This is a genomic window from Vibrio sp. Isolate30, from assembly GCF_022397975.1.
Taxonomy (GTDB): domain Bacteria; phylum Pseudomonadota; class Gammaproteobacteria; order Enterobacterales; family Vibrionaceae; genus Vibrio; species Vibrio fortis.
Genome location: NZ_JAKEUS010000005.1, coordinates 207,436 through 225,572 on the forward strand (window position 1 = coordinate 207,436; position 18,137 = coordinate 225,572).

An 18,137-nucleotide genomic window follows, 5' to 3' on the forward strand; every position below is an offset into this window, starting at 1 on the left:
CGGCTCACTGACTGCAAAGTGGTGAGCTGAAATAAGCACTGGGATTAATGCTCCCAAGGAAGAACAAGCTATGTCTACAAACCAGCAAGCCAAAACCTTATACGAAAAAGTCTACGACGCACACGTTGCCGTTGCAGCTGAGGGTGAAAACCCAATCCTATACATCGACCGCCACCTAGTACACGAAGTAACCTCACCACAAGCCTTCGATGGCCTTCGTGAAAAGGGACGTAAAGTTCGCCAAGTCAGTAAGACTTTCGCGACAATGGATCACAACGTTTCAACTCAAACCAAAGACATCAATGCATCAGGTGAGATGGCTCGTATCCAGATGGAAACGCTATCGAAAAACTGTGAAGAATTTGGCGTGACGCTTTACGATTTGAACCACAAATACCAAGGTATTGTGCACGTAATGGGCCCAGAGCTAGGTATTACCCTACCGGGCATGACTATCGTTTGTGGTGACTCACACACAGCAACACACGGCGCATTTGGTTCACTAGCCTTTGGTATCGGTACTTCAGAAGTAGAGCACGTTCTAGCAACTCAAACGCTAAAGCAAGCTCGTGCTAAAACCATGAAGATCGAAGTAAAAGGCAAAGTCGCTCCAGGCATTACTGCGAAAGATATCGTATTGGCGATCATCGGTGAAACAACGGCTGCTGGCGGTACAGGCTATGTTGTTGAGTTCTGCGGTGAAGCAATTACCGATCTTACGATGGAAGGTCGTATGACGGTATGTAACATGGCGATTGAGCTAGGTGCAAAAGCAGGTCTTATCGCGCCAGACGAAACCACATACGAATACATCAAAGGCCGTAAATTCTCGCCACAGGGTGATGATTTTGACGCAGCTGTTGAGTACTGGAACACACTGAAAACCGATGACGATGCAGAGTTTGATGCGGTTGTTACGCTAAATGCTGCGGACATCAAACCACAAGTGACTTGGGGTACTAACCCAGGCCAAGTTATCTCGGTTGATACCCCTATCCCATCGCCAGACAGCTTCTCTGATCCTGTTGAAAAAGCATCTGCAGAAAAAGCTTTGGCTTACATGGGATTGGAAGCGGGTAAGTCTCTATCTGACTACAACGTTGATAAAGTATTCGTTGGCTCTTGTACTAACTCTCGAATTGAAGACATGCGTGCAGCGGCCGCTGTCGCAAAGGGCCGTAAAGTCGCATCTCATGTACAAGCTCTGATCGTTCCTGGCTCTGAACAAGTTAAAGCACAAGCTGAAGCTGAAGGGTTGGATGTTATCTTTAAAGAAGCTGGTTTTGAATGGCGTCTACCTGGTTGTTCTATGTGTCTTGCAATGAACAATGACCGCTTAGGTCCTCAAGAACGTTGTGCTTCAACGTCTAACCGTAACTTCGAAGGTCGCCAAGGCCGTGATGGTCGTACGCATCTAGTTAGCCCGGCAATGGCCGCGGCGGCTGCAATCGCGGGCCACTTCGTCGATATTCGTGAACTTTAATTTAGAGGATTTAACATGTCAGGTTTCAAACAACACACTGGTTTAGTCGTTCCTCTAGATGCTGCGAACGTTGATACCGATGCCATCATTCCAAAGCAGTTCCTACAAAAAGTATCGCGCTTAGGCTTTGGTAAACACCTTTTCCATGATTGGCGTTTCCTAGATGACGCGGGCCAGCAACCAAACCCAGAGTTTGTAATGAACGCACCACGCTACCAAGGCGCTTCTATTTTATTGGCTCGTGAAAACTTCGGTTGTGGCTCTTCACGTGAACACGCACCTTGGGCACTAGCGGATTACGGTATTAAAGCGATGATTGCACCGAGCTTCGCCGATATTTTCTATGGTAACTCCATCAACAACCAGATGGTGCCAGTACGTCTAACTGAGCAAGAGGTCGATGAGATCTTCCAGTACGTTGAAGCGAATGAGGGTGCTGAAGTTGAGGTAGACTTAGAAGCAAATGTTGTTCGCGCTAACGGCAAAGAGTACGGCTTCGAAATCGACGAATTCCGTCGTCACTGTCTACTAAACGGCCTAGATAACATTGGTTTAACTCTGCAACACGAAGAGAAAATCTCTGCTTATGAATCCAAGATTCCAAGCTTCTTGAAATAGAAGATTGCGATTGAAACAAACTCAAAGGTTGGCTAATGCCAACCTTTTTTATTTCTATATTTTGTAGCCCTATATTGAAAGAAAATCAGCACGACCGAGGTCTTATAGATGTCATTGGGGAGAACATTTATGAAAAACCTACTTCTAATTATCAGCCTACTCTTTTCTACACTCGCTTTCTCAGCACCAAAGTCAGAACTCTGGCCATATTGGAATCAAAGCAACGAGTCTAACAGCAGCACGATTTCTCACGCTACTTGGCAACAATTTCTTGATAACTATCTTGTTGTAGAAGGGGAAAATCATCTCATTCGCTACCAAGCCGTTACCTCCAATGACAACTCCCAGCTGAAACAATATATTGGTCAACTCGCGAAAGTCGACCCACGACAATTCTCTCAAGCCGAGCAATATGCTTATTGGGTCAACCTATACAATGCGATCACGATAGATCTGATTCTAGACGCCTATCCAATAAAATCGATCACAAAACTGGGTGGTCTATTTAGCTTTGGACCATGGGGAGATGAAGTCATTACCATCAACGGAAAAGATCTGACACTGAATGATATCGAACACCGCATCTTGCGCCCTATCTGGCAAGATCCAAGAACACATTACGCAGTCAACTGCGCAAGCTTAGGTTGCCCCAACCTACAAGCCAAGGCTTTTACTGCTGAAAATACCGAGGCACTACTGGAACAGGCTGCACGCGAGTTTGTGAACAGTGACAAAGGGGTGTTGGCGCAAAAGAATAAATTACAACTCTCTTCTATTTATGACTGGTTTATCGCTGACTTTGGAACTCAAGCGCAGCTCATTGAGCATCTCAATCAGTATCGTACTCAACCGCTATCAAACGTGAACAACATCGATTACGAGTATGATTGGGCACTCAACCAAGCCAAGTAAATAGACACTATTTGTGTACGAGCTCAAGAGTAAGCATTTTACAACTTACTCTTGAGCCTATAGCTAACAAGCAAGGCTAAAAGCTAGAGCCCGGCTGTTGCAGAAACACGAGCTCTTCTTCCGTTGAAACGCGCCCAAGTATTTGATTACGGTGTGGGTAGCGACCAAACTTCTCTATGATCACCTTATGTTTAAACTCAAAATCAAGGTTATGTTCCAAACCCGTTTGGCTAAATAGCTCAACAGCTTGTTCATGAATCACCAACGACTCACTGTGCATATATGGCATGTATAAGAAGCTTTTTTGTTGGTCGTTAAGTTGGTGATCGTAACCACCTGCTACAGCTTCTTGTGCAAGCACTAATGCCATCGGATCCGCAGCGAATGCCTGTGATGTATCGCGAGCAATGTTTCTTGAAAATTGGTCTAATACTATGATCTCTGCCAAACGCCCTAACGCACTATCACGCCATGTATAAAGCTCGCCTTGTGCCGCAGCTGAATGGACCTGAGCAAAGCGCTCTTTTATTAACTGATCAATATCGTCACCGCCATTAAACCAATCTTGAGGCGTTAATTCGTCAAACCAGAATACTAAAACGTCTTGATAACCAACTGTCATATTCAATCCTTTAAATAAAAAGAGCCGCTAACCTTAGCGACTCTATCAATATTACTTGAAGCCTTTGACCTTCTTAATCAGATCGTAAGCATTTTGAATTTCCTGAGATTTTTCTTTGGCGACATTCATCATTTCAGGCGGTAAGCCCTTAGCCATTAATTTATCTGGGTGGTGTTCATTCATTAGTTTACGGTAAGCTTTCTTCACCGCTTTACCATCCGCCGACTCGCTCACACCAAGCACTTTAAAGGCATCGGCCAGCTGATCTTGTTGAGTAGCCTGCTGCCAGCCCGAAGACTGACCTTGATAATGACCACCACCAAAGCTGCCACCTTGCTGTTGAAAACGAAAGGCCGCTTCTTGCATTTGTAGACGACGCTCTAACTGCTCCGATGAAAACCCAAGGCCCTGCGCAATCTTATGTAGAACTTGACGTTCACTTGGGTGCAAACTTCCATCAGCAAACGCCGCTGATACTTGTAACTCAAGGAAGAATTGGAGCAAATCAAAGCGACCACCAGAGGAAATCTTAACTCTCTCGAGTGTCTCTTTAAGTGGGAAGTCACTCTCTTTACCCTCTCGGAAGGCATTCTGAGCCGCAATACGCTGCTCACCATGAAGGTTCATGCGCTCCATCATCGTCGATGCGAGTTGAATCTCTTCACGTGTTACTTGACCTTTCGCCTTAGCAACGTGCCCCATCACAGCGAATGCCGCTTTAAAGAACTCTTGCTGCTTCTCAGCCTGACTCGGCCCACTGCCAAACCCTGATGTATTAAAGCCCGACTGATTTAAACGACGTGCTTTATCGAATTGATGACCAAGAAATAGGCCAAAAATTAGGCCTAAGGGTCCGCCAAACAAGAAACCAAAAAAAGCGCCCAAAATTTTGCCAAATATTTGCATTATGTGTTCTCTATCTATGAATTTTATTCGAGTACTGCTGTCTTATGGTGCTGAATGCTAAGATTTCCTTTATCATAAGGACATAGCTTTATTAATTGGATTGATACTAGATCAACCCTCCTTCTAGTGACACAGGATAGTTCAACTTCATGCAATGTTTCTCCCGCACCTTGTTAGCCGCATCGATCAGCTCTGCGTTATTTGTGCCGACAACTCAAGCTGAAACAACAATTGATGATAGTGTGCAGGAAATGCCCTCTACAGATCAATGTTTGATCGCATCATCTGAAGATTCAGACCTTAATGCACCCGCATACGTCGAGGCCGATCGCCTAGAAGCCGTCAATGGTGAAAAAGCAAGTTACTCAGGGTCTGTAAAAGTAACTCAAGGTATCAAGACCATTGAAGCCGAGACGGTGACATTACACCAGCAAGAGAACATTGTTGTCGCAGAAGGAAACGTGACTTTTAATGACGGGCAGTTCAAAGCCACATCAGATAAAGTGACCAACAACCTCACCACCAATGAGTTTGAACTTGAAAATACTCAGTATCAGATGCTATGTGAATCCGGTCGCGGTGATGCAAGGTACATTGCTCGTACAGGTAAAGCTGTTTATGAGTTGGAAGATGGCACGATTACATCCTGTCCTCCTGGTGACAAATCGTGGCGCCTAAAAGCTTCGAATATCGAGCTTGATCAAGACGAAGAGAGTGCAACCTTCATTAATCCTCGCTTCGAAGTATTAGACGTTCCTGTCTTCTACCTACCATACCTAACAGTTCCAGTCGGAGAGAGTCGTAAAACCGGTTTCCTTTACCCAACATTTTCTTACGGCTCAAGCGATGGTTTCGAAACTGAAATACCGTTTTACTGGAATATTGCACCAAATTACGACCTTCAAACCACTGCGAAATACATGTCTGAGCGTGGCACTCAGTTAAACAACGAATTTCGTCATTTAAGTCAGTTTGGTCAGAGTGCACTTACATTCGAATATTTAGATAGTGATAGTAAATTCAAAGAAAAAGGCAGCCGCTGGGGCGGTCAATTTGAGTTTAACGGTATCTATAAAGAAGCTTGGAAATTTGACGTTGATTACTCAAAGGTAAGTGATGTTGACTACTTTACCGACGTCGACTCTAGCATCGGTAATCGCGAAGATGGTCAATTGATGCAATCAGGGGAAGTTGCTTATCGTGCCCTCAATTGGGATGCATCTCTAGCAGTGCGTGACTTTCAAGTCTTAACTGATAGTGAAAACCAACCTTACCGCTTAATGCCACAGCTTAAGTTCAATTATTATGCCCCACTACTTTGGGATACGGTTGAGATGGATGTCATCAGTCATATCTCACGTTTTGATACAGATGCGAACAATAAACCGTCTGCAACGCGCGTTCACGTGGAGCCAGGCATAAAAGTACCACTAAGCACAACGTGGGGCTCTTGGACAACAGAAGCTAGACTACTCGGTACTTATTACGATCAGGACTTAGATAGCAATATCTTAGCCGCTAACCCTGATTTAACGGATACAGCGAGTAGAGTTATTCCTGAATTTCGAAGCCATGCAGGCATCGTTCTTGAGCGTGATACCACTTACCTGACAGGGTATACACAAACCCTTGAGCCACAAATTCAGTACTTGTACGTGCCAAAACAAGATCAAAGTGAGATCGGTCTGTACGATACTACACTCTTGCAAACTGACTACTATGGACTATTCCGTAGTCGCAAATACAGTGGTGTTGACCGTATCGCTGCTGCAAACCAGTTAAGTTATGGCGCTTCTTCGCGTTTCTTTGACGACGAGTACAAAGAGCGCCTAAACATCTCTTTTGGTCAAATATTCTTCATTGATAAAAAGACTAAAAATCCAGGCGCTTCGACCACTGAAGAAGGGCAAACAAACTACTCATCATGGGCGGTCGAAATCGACTTCAACTATGATGATTACCTCTTCTATCACGGTGGTGTTCAATACGACATTGACGACGGCGACATGCAATTGGCCAACAGTACTGTCGAATACCGAATTGATGAAAACGGCTTTGTACAGGCTAACTACCGCTACGTTACTAGAGAATATATCGAAGATAATGTCAGCGATACGATTACCAATATCGATGAAATTACCCGTGATGGCATCTCACAAGCTGGCTTAGTTACTGGTTATCAATTTTCTCCAAAGTGGTACGCCAGTGCCCAGTACTATCATGATATGAATGAGAATATCGCCATCGAATGGCTAGCAAACCTTCGCTACAAAGATGACTGTTGGTACGTAGGTGTCACCTACAGCAACGAGCTGAGAAGCTGGACGACCGATCAAGGGTATGCAAATCCGAATGCAGACCCGGTATATGAGAACAACTTTAGTATTAACTTCGGTATTGTTGGTTTCGGCACAGCAGCAGGCACAGGCTCGAACACGACTGATTTTGACAGCTCAGGAAACTCACTTGAGTACGGCCGACCATTCTTCTTAAACAATTAATTTAGATTTTATTGGCTCAAGCCAGTAAATAGAAAGGACAACACATGACACTGTGGAAACACACATTAATCGCGCTTGCTACTGCTTGTACTGTTTCAGTTAGCCATGCAGCGCCAGTAGAACTGGACAAAGTAAAAGTCATTGTAAATGAGGGCGTTATCCTACAAAGCGATATCGATACCTCGATGAAAACACTGCGAGCTAATGCTAAGAAAAGCGGACAAACTCTGCCTTCTCAAGAGGTGCTAAAGGATCAGGTATTAGAGAAGCTGATCATTGACACCATTCAAACTCAAGAAGCAGAACGCATTGGTGTACGTATCGATGATAGCCGCCTTGATCAAGCCATCGCAGGTATCGCTAAAGATAACAACCAGACCGTTGAGCAACTTACCGCTTCAGTCGCTGAAGAAGGCCTAAGTTACAACGCGTTCCGCGAACAAGTAAGAAAAGAGATTGCCGCGAGCGAAGCACGAAACGCTCTGGTACGTCGTCGAATCAATATCCTACCTGCGGAAGTCGACAACTTAGCAGACATCCTAGCGCAAGAAACCAATGCAACAGTTCAATACAAAATTGGTCACATCCAGCTTCGCTTTAACGATGACCAGACCAAAGAAGAGCTAGAAGCACAAGCCAATGAGCTTGTTGAAGAACTGAACTCAGGTAAAGATTTCAGCACCATGGCCTACACTTACTCAAAAGGTCCTAAAGCACTGCAAGGCGGTGATTGGGGTTGGATGCGTAAAGAAGAGATGCCTACAATCTTTGCAGACCAAATCAAACTTCAGAATAAAGGCAGCATCATAGGTCCATTCCGAAGTGGTGTCGGTTTCCATATTCTAAAAATTGAAGATGTGAAAGGCCTAGAAACCGTTGCTGTCACCGAAGTAAATGCGCGACACATCCTAGTGAAGCCAACGGTTATCTTGAGCGACGAAGGTGCGCAAGAACTATTGCTAGACATTACGCGCCGCGTTCAAGCTGGTGAAGCGACCTTTGGTGAACTAGCACAACAATACAGCCAAGATCCTGGCTCAGCAGTTCAAAACGGTGAACTGGGTTACCAAACTCCAGATCTCTACGTGCCTGAGTTCAAACACCAAGTTGAGACTCTTCCAGAAGGCGATATCAGTGCTCCATTTAAAACCGTTCACGGTTGGCATATCGTTGAAGTTCTTGACCGCCGTGAAGTAGACCGTACCGACTCAGCACTTAAAAATAAGGCATACCAAATTCTATTCAATCGTAAGTTCAACGAAGAAGCTGGTGCTTGGCTACAAGAGATTCGCGCGAGCGCTTTTGTAGAGATGATTGAGGAAGAGCAAGATGACAACTAGAAGAATTGCGGTCACGGCGGGGGAACCTGCCGGTATCGGACCAGATTTAGTGCTGGCTCTCTCCCAAGAGAGTTGGCCACATCAGTTGGTGGTGTGTGCTGATAAACAGATGCTGGCAGAGCGTGCGAAGCTGCTCAATTTAGATGTTGTGTTACTCGACTACAATAGCGATGAAGCACCTCAACCTCAGCAAGCTGGCACCTTGGTAGTTAATCACATTCCTATGACAGAACCTACGATTGCTGGTACGCTTAACGAAGCTAACGGTCATTATGTATTAAATACATTAGAAACTGCCGCAATGGGCTGTATGAATAATGAATTTGATGCTATTGTCACCGGCCCTGTTCACAAGGGAGTAATTAACCGTGCTGGCGTCGCATTTAGTGGCCACACTGAGTTTTTTGCTGAAAAGTCCAACACTCCACTTGTAGTAATGATGTTGGCAACTGAAGGTTTACGAGTTGCGCTTGTCACAACCCATATCCCTTTGGCTTATGTTTCCCAAGCCGTCACAGAAGACAGGCTTGCGCAAATCATCGCGATTTTAAATAAAGATCTTGTTGAGAAATTTGCGATTGAGAAACCTAACATTTATGTGTGTGGCCTAAACCCACATGCTGGTGAAGATGGCTGTTTAGGGCGTGAAGAGATTGAAACCATCACCCCAACACTCGAAAAAATTCGCCAGGAAGATGGCATAAACCTGATTGGTCCATTACCAGCAGACACCATTTTCAATGAAAAATATTTGCAAGATGCAGATGCTGTTTTAGGTATGTATCACGACCAAGTTCTGCCTGTACTAAAATACAAAGGCTTTGGTCGCTCAGTGAATATCACGCTTGGCTTGCCATTTATTCGTACATCTGTCGATCATGGTACCGCCTTAGATTTGGCAGGGAAAGGCCAAGCTGATACAGGGAGCTTTAGAACAGCGCTCACGCACGCCATTGAATTAGTAGAGAAAAAACAATGAGAAATGATGTCCACTTAGGGCACAAAGCGCGTAAACGTTTTGGTCAAAACTTCCTAAACGATCCGTACATTATTGACGGAATCGTATCGAGCATCAATCCACTACCAGGTCAAAACCTAGTAGAGATTGGTCCGGGTCTCGGTGCGATCACAGAGCCAGTTGGCAAACTTGTCGACAAGTTCACCGTGATTGAGCTCGATAGAGATCTAGCAGAACGCCTACGCACTCATCCAGACCTAGCAGATAAACTGACTATCCACGAAGGCGATGCGATGAAATTCGACTTCGATCAGCTAGTTAAGCCAAACAATAAACTGCGTATCTTCGGTAACCTGCCGTACAATATTTCTACGCCGTTAATGTTCCACCTTTTTGAATTCCATAAAGACATTAAAGACATGCACTTTATGCTTCAAAAAGAGGTGGTGAACCGTCTAGCCGCTGGACCAGGCAGCAAAGCTTACGGCCGTTTAACAGTTATGGCTCAGTACTACTGTAAGGTTACGCCAGTACTTGAAGTGCCGCCAACAGCATTCGTTCCGCCACCGAAAGTAGATTCGGCAGTGGTTCGTCTTCAACCATACGAAGAGCTTCCATACCCAGCGAAAGACCTGAAATGGCTAGACCGCGTATGCCGTGAAGGCTTTAACCAGCGTCGTAAAACGGTACGTAACTGCTACAAGTCGCTGATCAGCAAAGAAGTTCTTGAAGAGCTGGATATCAACCCGAGCATGCGACCAGAGAACCTCACTCTGGTACAGTTCGTGGATATGGCGAACTGGTTATACGACAACCACAACGCGACAAAATAAACAAAAAGGCTCCTAGCTGCGGTTAGGAGCCTCTTTTTTATGTAATACTCTAGATTGAACAATAACAAAAAGGTGCGAATATGGATGTATCAACGCCTTGTATTAAGTGCCAAGTCCACTCTAAATACATAGAAGACCAATCAGAGCCGACTAAAAACCGCTATGTCTTCGCCTATATCATCACTATCAAGAACCTCAGCCAAGAGACAGTTCAGTTACTCTCTCGGCGCTGGTTGATCACTGACTCTAACGGCAAGCAGCTCTCTATTGAGGGAGACGGTGTGGTTGGTCAGCAGCCCGTTATTGAATCCAGCGACGAATATACGTATACCAGTGGTACCGTCATCGAAACCCCTGTCGGAGTAATGCAAGGACATTACGTCATGACGGACAGTAAAGGGGCTGAATTTATTACTGAGATCGAACCGTTTCGCTTAGCTATCCCCAATATTCTTAACTAACCCTCCCCCTTCGATTGAACAGGAAACAACGTGCCGAATTATATTGTCGGAGACATTCAAGGCTGCTTTGATGAGTTAGAGCAGCTTCTTAAACAGATCCAATTCAACCCGAGCACAGACACCTTATGGGTGGCAGGAGACTTGATCGCTCGTGGCCCCAAGTCATTAGAAACACTGAGATATATCCGCGATCTTGGCAGCTCTGCGAAGGTAGTGTTAGGTAATCATGACTTACACCTGCTCGCCGTATCTCAAGGTTTATTCCCTGCTAAAGCAAAAGACAAGACTCAACCGATTCTTGATGCCTCAGACAAAGAAGAGCTACTAAGTTGGCTGCGACAACAGCCACTCATGCAAGAGCACGACGAATTTGTGATAGCGCATGCTGGCATTTCTCCTCAATGGAGTCTCAAGCGAGCTCGTAAAGAGAGCGACAAAATAAGCAAACTACTCCAGTCTGACAAATGGTCGTGGCTGATTGAAAATATGTACAGCAACACCCCAGATCTCTGGAGCAAAGATTTAGAAAAAATCGAGCGCTACCGCTATGCGATCAACAGCTTTACCCGCATGCGTTTTTGCTTCCCGGATGGGCGTTTGGATATGGGATGCAAACTCCCACCAAAAGAGGTATCTGATGACCAGTTTATTCCTTGGTTTAGTCTACCTCAACGTAAGAAGCTCGATAAAATCGTATTGTTCGGTCATTGGGCAGCACTGGAAGGTTATCAAGGCAAAGATGTCATTGGTCTAGACACTGGGTGTGTATGGGGAGGAGAGCTCACGATTTTGCGCTGGGAAGATAAGAAGTTCTTCACTCAGAAAGCGCTATAAAAAACGAGATACAAGAAGCTTGCGCTACGAGTGAGATAGCGCAAGCATTTACAAACTTTAGACCTTAGCGCTCGAGAATCACAAACTCCATATTGTGTTTGTTTTTCTCATCAGCTGTAAACTGCTCAGAATAACTTTGAGTCCAACCTTCTCCCCAATCAGGGAACTGAGTATCCCCTTCAACAGCAAGATCAATATAGGTTAGGTACAGCTTATGCGCTTTCGGTAAACAATGAGCGTAAATAGAACCGCCGCCAATAATCATCACCTCTTCCACATCGCCGACCAACTCTAACGCTTGTTCAACCGAAGTCGCCATAGTGACGCCATCAATTTTCAAGTTTTCATCTCGGCTCACCACGACATTCAAGCGTCCTGGTAGCGGGCGGCCAATTGAGTCATAAGTTTTGCGTCCCATAACAATAGGTTTGCCCATTGTCGAACGTTTAAACCACGCAAAATCAGCGGGAAGGTGCCAAGGCATTTGATTGTCTTTTCCAATGACACGATTGTCTGCCATTGCCGCTATCATACTGATGATCATATCTACTGAGGTCCTGCTCTGAATTGGATTAATATCGGCTAAACGATAGGTCTACGGCGGTAGAATAACAGCCCTGGCACTGCTAAGCCAATCGCTAACCCCGCGATAATGAACATCGCTTTGAGGAAGTTCTCCATCAACATGGCTACTAGCTCAGGCGTGTAGCCTATATTGTTTATCTCTACCATGGCGATCATCGCCTTGAAGGCAAAGACCCCCGGCACCATTGGGATAAGAGCGGCTACCGTAAACACCTTAGGGTGAGCCAACAGTTTGTGCGACCAATGCACACCAATCATGCCGACAAGCGTTGCAGCAAAAAACGTTGCCCACTCAATAGGAACACCAAAATGCATCATCAGATAGCGGCTTCCGTGGCCAATGGCTCCCCCCAGAGCACAATAAACGAGCGCTCGTTGTGGAACATTAAAAACAAGTGCAAAGCCAACAGCGGGAATGGCAGCAAAAAACATATCATTTGCTAGCCCTAATAATAACTCTAACATTATCCAGCCCACCCCCATACTCCAGACAAGCTCATTGCAGCCACAATGCCAAGGCTAGTCGCGAGCGTCAGTAAACTCGCCATCGTGAATCGAGCAAGCCCCATATTAATGTGACCTTTCAGCATGTCTGCGACGGAGTTGATCAACGGAAAACCGGGCACCAGCATCAACACCGAAGAAGCCATTACAATAGTGGGTTGGCCGCCAATATCGAACAGAACGGCTTGAGCGGAGATTGCCGTGGTGACAAAGGCCGTGACAGCAAAATTAAGAAGAGGGTTAAAGTGTCGATGACCGATCTCTTGACGAACAATCATGCCGCAAGCAGAGGCGATAAAGGTCATCATAAACACATGCCAATCGCCCCCAGCTAAACGACTGAAAGAAGCACAAGATAGGCCTATCATCACTACAACTAACCAACGGTTGTAGCGCTCAGGGCTGATATCGTTAATCTTCTTCTGTGCGAGATCAGAATCAAGTATCCCTTTTTCCATCATGATGCAGATTCGTTGGATATCGGTAATCACCTGCATGTTGATACCACGATCAGCACAGCTTCGAGTCGTAGTAATACAGTGATCACCCATGACTGTAGTGACCACTAGAGCGTTAGCAGACAGAGCAACCTCCACCTCATTGACACCACATGCAATGCCTATGCGGCGCATGATGTCGCCAACCAGCGTACTCTCAGCGCCGTGCGCCAGTAACATTTGTCCAGATTGAGCGACCAGTCGAGATATCGCTCGTTGTTTTGATGCCATGATTTCCTTCCCATTGGCGTTAATACTTAAGAGGTAAATTTTGCCTGATTCATCATCACCGATTCATGATTTAGATACAAAAAAACCGCAATATTAATTGCGGTTTTTATCTAATTGGCTCAATTAGTCACGAACGTAGATAACGTGACCGTCATCTTCTTCGTCGTCCCAATCATCCCAATCGTCGTCAGTCACTACATCTTTGCCGCTCATCGCGTCTTTATGGTAATCATCCCACATGAAGTCGACTTTCTCTTCTTCAGTCACTTCTTCCTCTTCGCGAGGTAGATTTTCCATGAAGTCAGCCAGCTTGTAACAAAGATCTTTAGTACCGAGTTTGTTCACAGCAGAGATTTGGAAGTATTCGCCTTCCCAACCTAGAGCATCAATAATCTCTTGGATCTTCTCTTGTGCTTCTTCCTCAGGCATTAGATCAACTTTGTTGAATACCAACCAGCGAGGCTTCTGAGCCACTTTTTCACTGTACTGTTCAAGCTCGTCGATGATCGTCAGTGCATTCTGAATTGGATCCGATTGATCAATTGGCATGATATCGATCATGTGCAGTAGCACACGACAACGCTCAAGGTGCTTCAAGAAGCGAATACCTAGGCCTGCACCATCCGCTGCACCTTCAATTAGGCCAGGGATATCGGCAACCACGAAGCTCTTCTCAGGAACCACACTTACTACACCCAGGCTTGGGATAAGTGTCGTAAACGGATAGTCTGCTACTTTTGGCTTCGCTGCAGAAACAGAACGAATGAAGGTAGACTTACCAGCGTTTGGAAGGCCTAGCATACCTACATCAGCAAGCAGTAGTAGCTCTAGACGAAGTTCACGAACCTCACCCTTAGTACCCATGGTCTTTTGACGAGGAGCGCGGTTAACAGACGATTTAAAACGCGTGTTACCAAGACCGTGCCAACCACCTTTCGCTACCATAACCTTTTTGCCGTGCTCAGCAACTTCAGCCACGATTTCATTGGTGTGGATATCAACGGCGCGAGTACCTACTGGTACTTTCAATGTGATGTCTTTACCACGCTTACCAGTACAGTTACCACCGCGGCCATTCTCACCACGCTCTGCATTGTAAAAACGTTGGAAACGGTAATCGATCAGTGTGTTCAGGTTTTCATCCGCTTGGATATAAACATCACCACCATCACCGCCATCACCGCCGTCAGGGCCGCCTTTCGCTACGAATTTCTCGCGCCAAAAACTTACTGTACCATTACCACCATCACCGGCTTCTACTTTTACTACCGCTTCATCAACGAATTTCATTTTTAACTCCGCACTTTGCGTTGCGTACCACTCATTAAAGAATGATATAAATTCTAGCAGATCCGTATTTAGATCGATCACCTAAGATCTAGGGTCTATCTGCAACTAAGGAACAAATAAGGAGGGGTTCTTTGCTGTACACGTAGCAAGAGCGCCTGCTTTTTTATTCTCGCTTTCATTTTTAATCTCACTATAAATAAAAAACCCCGCCTAATCGGCAGGGCTTTTAAATTCATCTTGAGACTGAGAAATTACTCAGAATCGATGCTAACGAATTTACGGTTTTTAGGACCTTTCACTTCGAATTTCACTTTACCTTCAGTAAGAGCGAAAAGAGTGTGGTCTTTACCGATACCTACGTTAGTACCAGCGTGGAACTTAGTACCACGTTGACGAACGATGATGTTACCTGCAAGAACAGATTCACCACCGAAACGCTTTACACCAAGACGTTTGCTTTCTGAATCGCGGCCGTTACGAGTAGAACCGCCAGCTTTTTTGTGTGCCATTGTTAAACTCTCCTATAACTTAAGCGTTAATGCCAGTGATTTTCACTTCAGTGAACCACTGACGGTGGCCAGCTTGCTTACGAGAGTGCTTACGACGACGGAACTTAACGATTTTAACTTTATCGCCACGACCGTGTTGTACTACTTCCGCAGTAACCTTACCACCTTCAACAAGAGGTGCACCAACAGTGATTTCCTCACCGTTAGCAACAAGAAGAACTTTATCAAATTCAACAGTTGCACCAGTTTCAACGTCTAATTTCTCTAAACGAAGAGTTTGACCTTCGCTTACACGGTGTTGTTTACCACCAGATTGGAAAACAGCGTACATATTTTACTCCGCTTTTTCCGCACAGCCTCATTTGGGTGTGCGCTAAACTAATCATCAATAGGGCGCAGATTCTACAGAGAAGATACGCCTTTGACAAGCCATATTTTTAAAAAATTGGCGAAAACCTGTTCGCCAAAGAAAAGTGCGGCAATCATGCCCTTAAGCGATGTATTAATCAACGTTTTTTAGTGTATTATTCAACAATTAATACAACGTATAAGCCTTACAGGGTCTAACTTTAGCCGGATGAACAATGGATTTTAAAGCTATCCAAGCGCTTACTGCCAATGATATGGCAAAAGTGAATGAAACAATTCAAGCCCAACTTAATTCTGACGTAAGTTTAATCAACCAACTTGGTTTTTATATCGTGAGCGGTGGCGGCAAGCGCCTTCGCCCTTTGCTTGCTCTTTTATCAGCTCGTGCTCTTGGCTATCAAGGTGAAGCTCACACCACCTCAGCAGCCTTTATCGAATTCATCCATACAGCGACTTTGTTGCATGACGATGTGGTTGATGAGTCAGACATGCGTCGCGGTAAAGCAACAGCGAATGCAGCCTTTGGTAACGCTGCTAGCGTTTTGGTTGGTGACTTTATCTATACTCGCTCATTCCAAATGATGACAAAGCTAGGATCACTAAGGATCCTTGAGTTGATGAGTGAAGCGGTAAATGTGATCGCAGAGGGTGAAGTTCAGCAGCTAATGAACTGCAACGATCCAAATACCACTGAAGAAAGCTACATGCAGGTGATCTACTCGAAAACAGCACGTCTGTTTGAAGCTGCGACACAAATTGGCGCTATCCTGACTGAATCGTCACCTGAAGTCGAAACGGCAATGCAGAACTACGGTAAATACCTTGGTACTGCTTTCCAGTTGATTGACGATGTTATGGACTACACCGCTGACGGCAAAGAGATGGGTAAGAACGTAGGTGATGACCTTGCAGAAGGGAAGCCGACTCTGCCACTACTTTACGCCATGCATAATGGTACTCCAGAACAAGCAAGCATGATCCGTGAAGCAATTGAACATTCTAACGGTATGGAGAAGCTTGACGATATCCTTGCCGCGATGAAAGCAACAGGCTCACTAGAGTACACCACACAGAAGGCGTACGAAGAAGCTGACAAAGCGATTGCAGAGCTGTCTGTACTTCCAGACTCAGAATACAAACAAGCGTTAACAACACTGGCTCACCTAGCGGTAAAACGCAGTAAGTAGTTGTAATTTGCAATGACGGTTAGTCAGATAAATAAAAAGAGCCCTAGCGGCTCTTTTTTAGTATTTGGAGAGTTAGTAACGACTAGACTCCAATGAGAGTGGAAGTTGTGCGTCAATCGCTTCTAACTCTTCTAGAGGCACTGCATATTGCTCGTGAGTTTGATAAGACTCAACCAATGCAGTTTGCTCTTGCTCATCAATCACTAATACCTTGCCCAAGTTCCCCAGATACTCAACATGCATCCCTTTCTGTACTCGACTCATACCCTACCCTCGGTTTTCTTTTTCAACGGGGAATACGGACTTCTAGCAAGCAAAGATCAAAAGCCGAGATCAAAAAAGCCGCTCAACATGAGCGGCTTTTGAAACAAAACAATCTAAATACGCTTATTTAGCGAATTCAACACCGATTTCGATGTCGCCGTTTAGAGTTTCTAGCATGCTGTCTAGTGCGTTACGCTCAAAGTCGCTCAGCTCACCGTAGCTTAGGATTGCTTCTGCGCCTTCTTTACCTAGTTTCACAGGTTGTGCGAAGAATGGTGCGTGCTCGCCTTCACCTTCAACGTACGCACACTCAATCACGCCTTCTTCACCTTGAAGCGCTTTAACAAGAGCTAGACCAAAGCGACACGCTGCTTGACCCATAGATAGTGTTGCACTACCACCGCCCGCTTTAGCTTCTACTACTTCAGTACCCGCGTTTTGGATACGTGTAGTCAGTGCTGCGATCTCTTCGTCAGTAAACTCTACACCTTCTACTTGTGAAAGTAGAGGAAGAATCGTCACACCAGAGTGACCACCGATAACAGGTACACGGATGTCGCCTGGATCTTTGTCTTTTAGTTCAGCAACAAATGTTTCAGAACGAATAACGTCTAGCGTAGTCACACCGAATAGACGACGCTTGTCGTAAACGCCTGCTTTCTTTAGAACTTCAGCAGCGATTGGCACAGTTGTGTTTACTGGGTTAGTGATGATACCAACACAAGCTTTTGGACATACAACCGCAATTTTTTCAGCTAGAGACTTAACAATACCCGCGTTTACATTGAAAAGATCCGCACGATCCATACCAGGCTTACGTGCAACACCAGCAGAGATAAGAACCACATCAGCACCTTCTAGCGCTGGAGTTGGATCTTCACCCGCGTATCCTTTGATCGAAACTGGCGTTGGGATATGGCTAAGATCCGCAGCAACACCCGGTGTTACTGGAGCGATATCGTAAAGAGCAAGATCAGAACCTGCAGGCAGGCGGTTCTTAAGTAATAGGGCTAGGGCTTGACCGATGCCACCAGCGGCACCAATAACAGCTACTTTCATTGTTATTCTCCTTGAGAGATTTTCTCTTATAAGTTCTTAGTAGGGTGATTTGTGAGCTAATTTAAGTTCAAAAACTATAATAATCACAAAGTGATTACAATCAATTAACGCCAGCTTTGCGACCTCGCGCAAGTCAATAAAACCGTGCTACACAGCGAGTTTGTATTATGTGAA

General features: G+C 45.2%; 20 protein-coding genes. 10 read left to right on the forward strand and 10 right to left on the reverse strand.

All coding sequences use genetic code 11. The features are described 5' to 3' along the window. Positions 1-70: 70 nt before the first annotated feature. The 3 genes from leuC (at position 71) to L1D60_RS14425 (ending at position 3,013) form a co-directional block, all read left to right on the forward strand. Complete coding sequence (leuC, locus tag L1D60_RS14415) at positions 71-1,483, forward strand: 3-isopropylmalate dehydratase large subunit (RefSeq protein ID WP_239841654.1); 1,413 nt, start codon at positions 71-73, stop codon at positions 1,481-1,483. Positions 1,484-1,498: 15 nt separating this feature from the next. After that, on the forward strand, positions 1,499-2,101 hold the full coding sequence (leuD, locus tag L1D60_RS14420) for a 3-isopropylmalate dehydratase small subunit (RefSeq protein ID WP_239841656.1): 603 nt from the start codon (positions 1,499-1,501) through the stop codon (positions 2,099-2,101). A 129-nt stretch (positions 2,102-2,230) separates the two neighbouring features. After that, positions 2,231-3,013 carry a DUF547 domain-containing protein gene (locus L1D60_RS14425; RefSeq protein ID WP_239841657.1) on the forward strand — a complete coding sequence of 261 codons (783 nt, stop codon included), beginning with the start codon at positions 2,231-2,233 and terminating at the stop codon, positions 3,011-3,013. Positions 3,014-3,089: 76 nt separating this feature from the next. On the opposite strand, the gene L1D60_RS14430 is transcribed toward L1D60_RS14425, so the two are convergent. Both L1D60_RS14430 and djlA read right to left on the reverse strand, forming a co-directional pair. Then, positions 3,090-3,635, reverse strand: coding sequence for a DUF924 family protein (locus L1D60_RS14430; protein WP_239841659.1), 546 nt, complete (start codon positions 3,633-3,635; stop codon positions 3,090-3,092). Between the two features lie 51 nt (positions 3,636-3,686). After that, positions 3,687-4,541, reverse strand: a complete 855-nt coding sequence (gene djlA / locus L1D60_RS14435) for a co-chaperone DjlA (RefSeq protein WP_239841661.1) — start codon at positions 4,539-4,541, stop codon at positions 3,687-3,689. Between the two features lie 149 nt (positions 4,542-4,690). Between djlA and lptD the strand changes: the two genes are divergently transcribed. From lptD to L1D60_RS14465, 6 genes are all read left to right on the forward strand, one after another. Beyond that, on the forward strand, positions 4,691-7,042 hold the full coding sequence (gene lptD, locus L1D60_RS14440) for an LPS assembly protein LptD (RefSeq protein WP_239841664.1): 2,352 nt from the start codon (positions 4,691-4,693) through the stop codon (positions 7,040-7,042). 44 nt (positions 7,043-7,086) lie between these two features. Further along, positions 7,087-8,382, forward strand: coding sequence for a peptidylprolyl isomerase SurA (gene surA, locus L1D60_RS14445; protein ID WP_239841665.1), 1,296 nt, complete (start codon positions 7,087-7,089; stop codon positions 8,380-8,382). After that, positions 8,372-9,361, forward strand: coding sequence for a 4-hydroxythreonine-4-phosphate dehydrogenase PdxA (gene pdxA / locus L1D60_RS14450; RefSeq protein WP_239841667.1), 990 nt, complete (start codon positions 8,372-8,374; stop codon positions 9,359-9,361). The genes surA and pdxA overlap by 11 nt, the downstream gene beginning before the upstream one ends. Then, the gene (gene rsmA / locus L1D60_RS14455) at positions 9,358-10,173 is read left to right on the forward strand and encodes a 16S rRNA (adenine(1518)-N(6)/adenine(1519)-N(6))-dimethyltransferase RsmA (RefSeq protein WP_032553036.1); all 816 of its coding nucleotides are present in this window, start codon (positions 9,358-9,360) and stop codon (positions 10,171-10,173) included. The genes pdxA and rsmA overlap by 4 nt, the downstream gene beginning before the upstream one ends. An 80-nt stretch (positions 10,174-10,253) precedes the next feature. Beyond that, positions 10,254-10,634, forward strand: coding sequence for a Co2+/Mg2+ efflux protein ApaG (gene apaG / locus L1D60_RS14460; protein ID WP_239841668.1), 381 nt, complete (start codon positions 10,254-10,256; stop codon positions 10,632-10,634). Positions 10,635-10,664: 30 nt separating this feature from the next. Further along, complete coding sequence (locus L1D60_RS14465; RefSeq protein WP_239841670.1) at positions 10,665-11,468, forward strand: symmetrical bis(5'-nucleosyl)-tetraphosphatase; 804 nt, start codon at positions 10,665-10,667, stop codon at positions 11,466-11,468. Between the two features lie 64 nt (positions 11,469-11,532). On the opposite strand, the gene folA is transcribed toward L1D60_RS14465, so the two are convergent. The 6 genes from folA to rplU all read right to left on the reverse strand — a co-directional run bounded on the left by folA (position 11,533) and on the right by rplU (position 15,415). Continuing rightward, positions 11,533-12,012 carry a type 3 dihydrofolate reductase gene (gene folA / locus L1D60_RS14470; RefSeq protein WP_239841672.1) on the reverse strand — a complete coding sequence of 160 codons (480 nt, stop codon included), beginning with the start codon at positions 12,010-12,012 and terminating at the stop codon, positions 11,533-11,535. Between the two features lie 38 nt (positions 12,013-12,050). Continuing rightward, positions 12,051-12,536 (reverse strand): threonine/serine exporter family protein, encoded by a 486-nt coding sequence (locus L1D60_RS14475; RefSeq protein ID WP_239841673.1) that lies wholly within the window; start codon positions 12,534-12,536, stop codon positions 12,051-12,053. After that, the gene (locus L1D60_RS14480; protein ID WP_239841675.1) at positions 12,518-13,285 is read right to left on the reverse strand and encodes a threonine/serine exporter family protein; all 768 of its coding nucleotides are present in this window, start codon (positions 13,283-13,285) and stop codon (positions 12,518-12,520) included. The genes L1D60_RS14475 and L1D60_RS14480 overlap by 19 nt, the downstream gene beginning before the upstream one ends. A 123-nt stretch (positions 13,286-13,408) precedes the next feature. Further along, complete coding sequence (gene cgtA / locus L1D60_RS14485; RefSeq protein WP_150895887.1) at positions 13,409-14,575, reverse strand: Obg family GTPase CgtA; 1,167 nt, start codon at positions 14,573-14,575, stop codon at positions 13,409-13,411. Between the two features lie 251 nt (positions 14,576-14,826). Then, the gene (gene rpmA / locus L1D60_RS14490) at positions 14,827-15,084 is read right to left on the reverse strand and encodes a 50S ribosomal protein L27 (protein WP_032553028.1); all 258 of its coding nucleotides are present in this window, start codon (positions 15,082-15,084) and stop codon (positions 14,827-14,829) included. Between the two features lie 19 nt (positions 15,085-15,103). Beyond that, positions 15,104-15,415: a 50S ribosomal protein L21 gene (gene rplU, locus L1D60_RS14495; RefSeq protein ID WP_032553027.1), complete on the reverse strand. Its 312-nt coding sequence runs from the start codon at positions 15,413-15,415 to the stop codon at positions 15,104-15,106. A gap of 253 nt (positions 15,416-15,668) precedes the next feature. Between rplU and ispB the strand changes: the two genes are divergently transcribed. Further along, complete coding sequence (ispB, locus tag L1D60_RS14500; protein ID WP_239841677.1) at positions 15,669-16,640, forward strand: octaprenyl diphosphate synthase; 972 nt, start codon at positions 15,669-15,671, stop codon at positions 16,638-16,640. Positions 16,641-16,712: 72 nt separating this feature from the next. Here the strand turns inward: ispB and L1D60_RS14505 are convergent, their stop codons facing one another. After that, entirely contained in the window at positions 16,713-16,904 is a 192-nt protein-coding gene (locus tag L1D60_RS14505) for a hypothetical protein (protein ID WP_239841679.1), read from the reverse strand. Between the two features lie 123 nt (positions 16,905-17,027). Next, positions 17,028-17,963 carry a malate dehydrogenase gene (gene mdh, locus L1D60_RS14510; RefSeq protein ID WP_032553024.1) on the reverse strand — a complete coding sequence of 312 codons (936 nt, stop codon included), beginning with the start codon at positions 17,961-17,963 and terminating at the stop codon, positions 17,028-17,030. Positions 17,964-18,137: the final 174 nt, after the last annotated feature.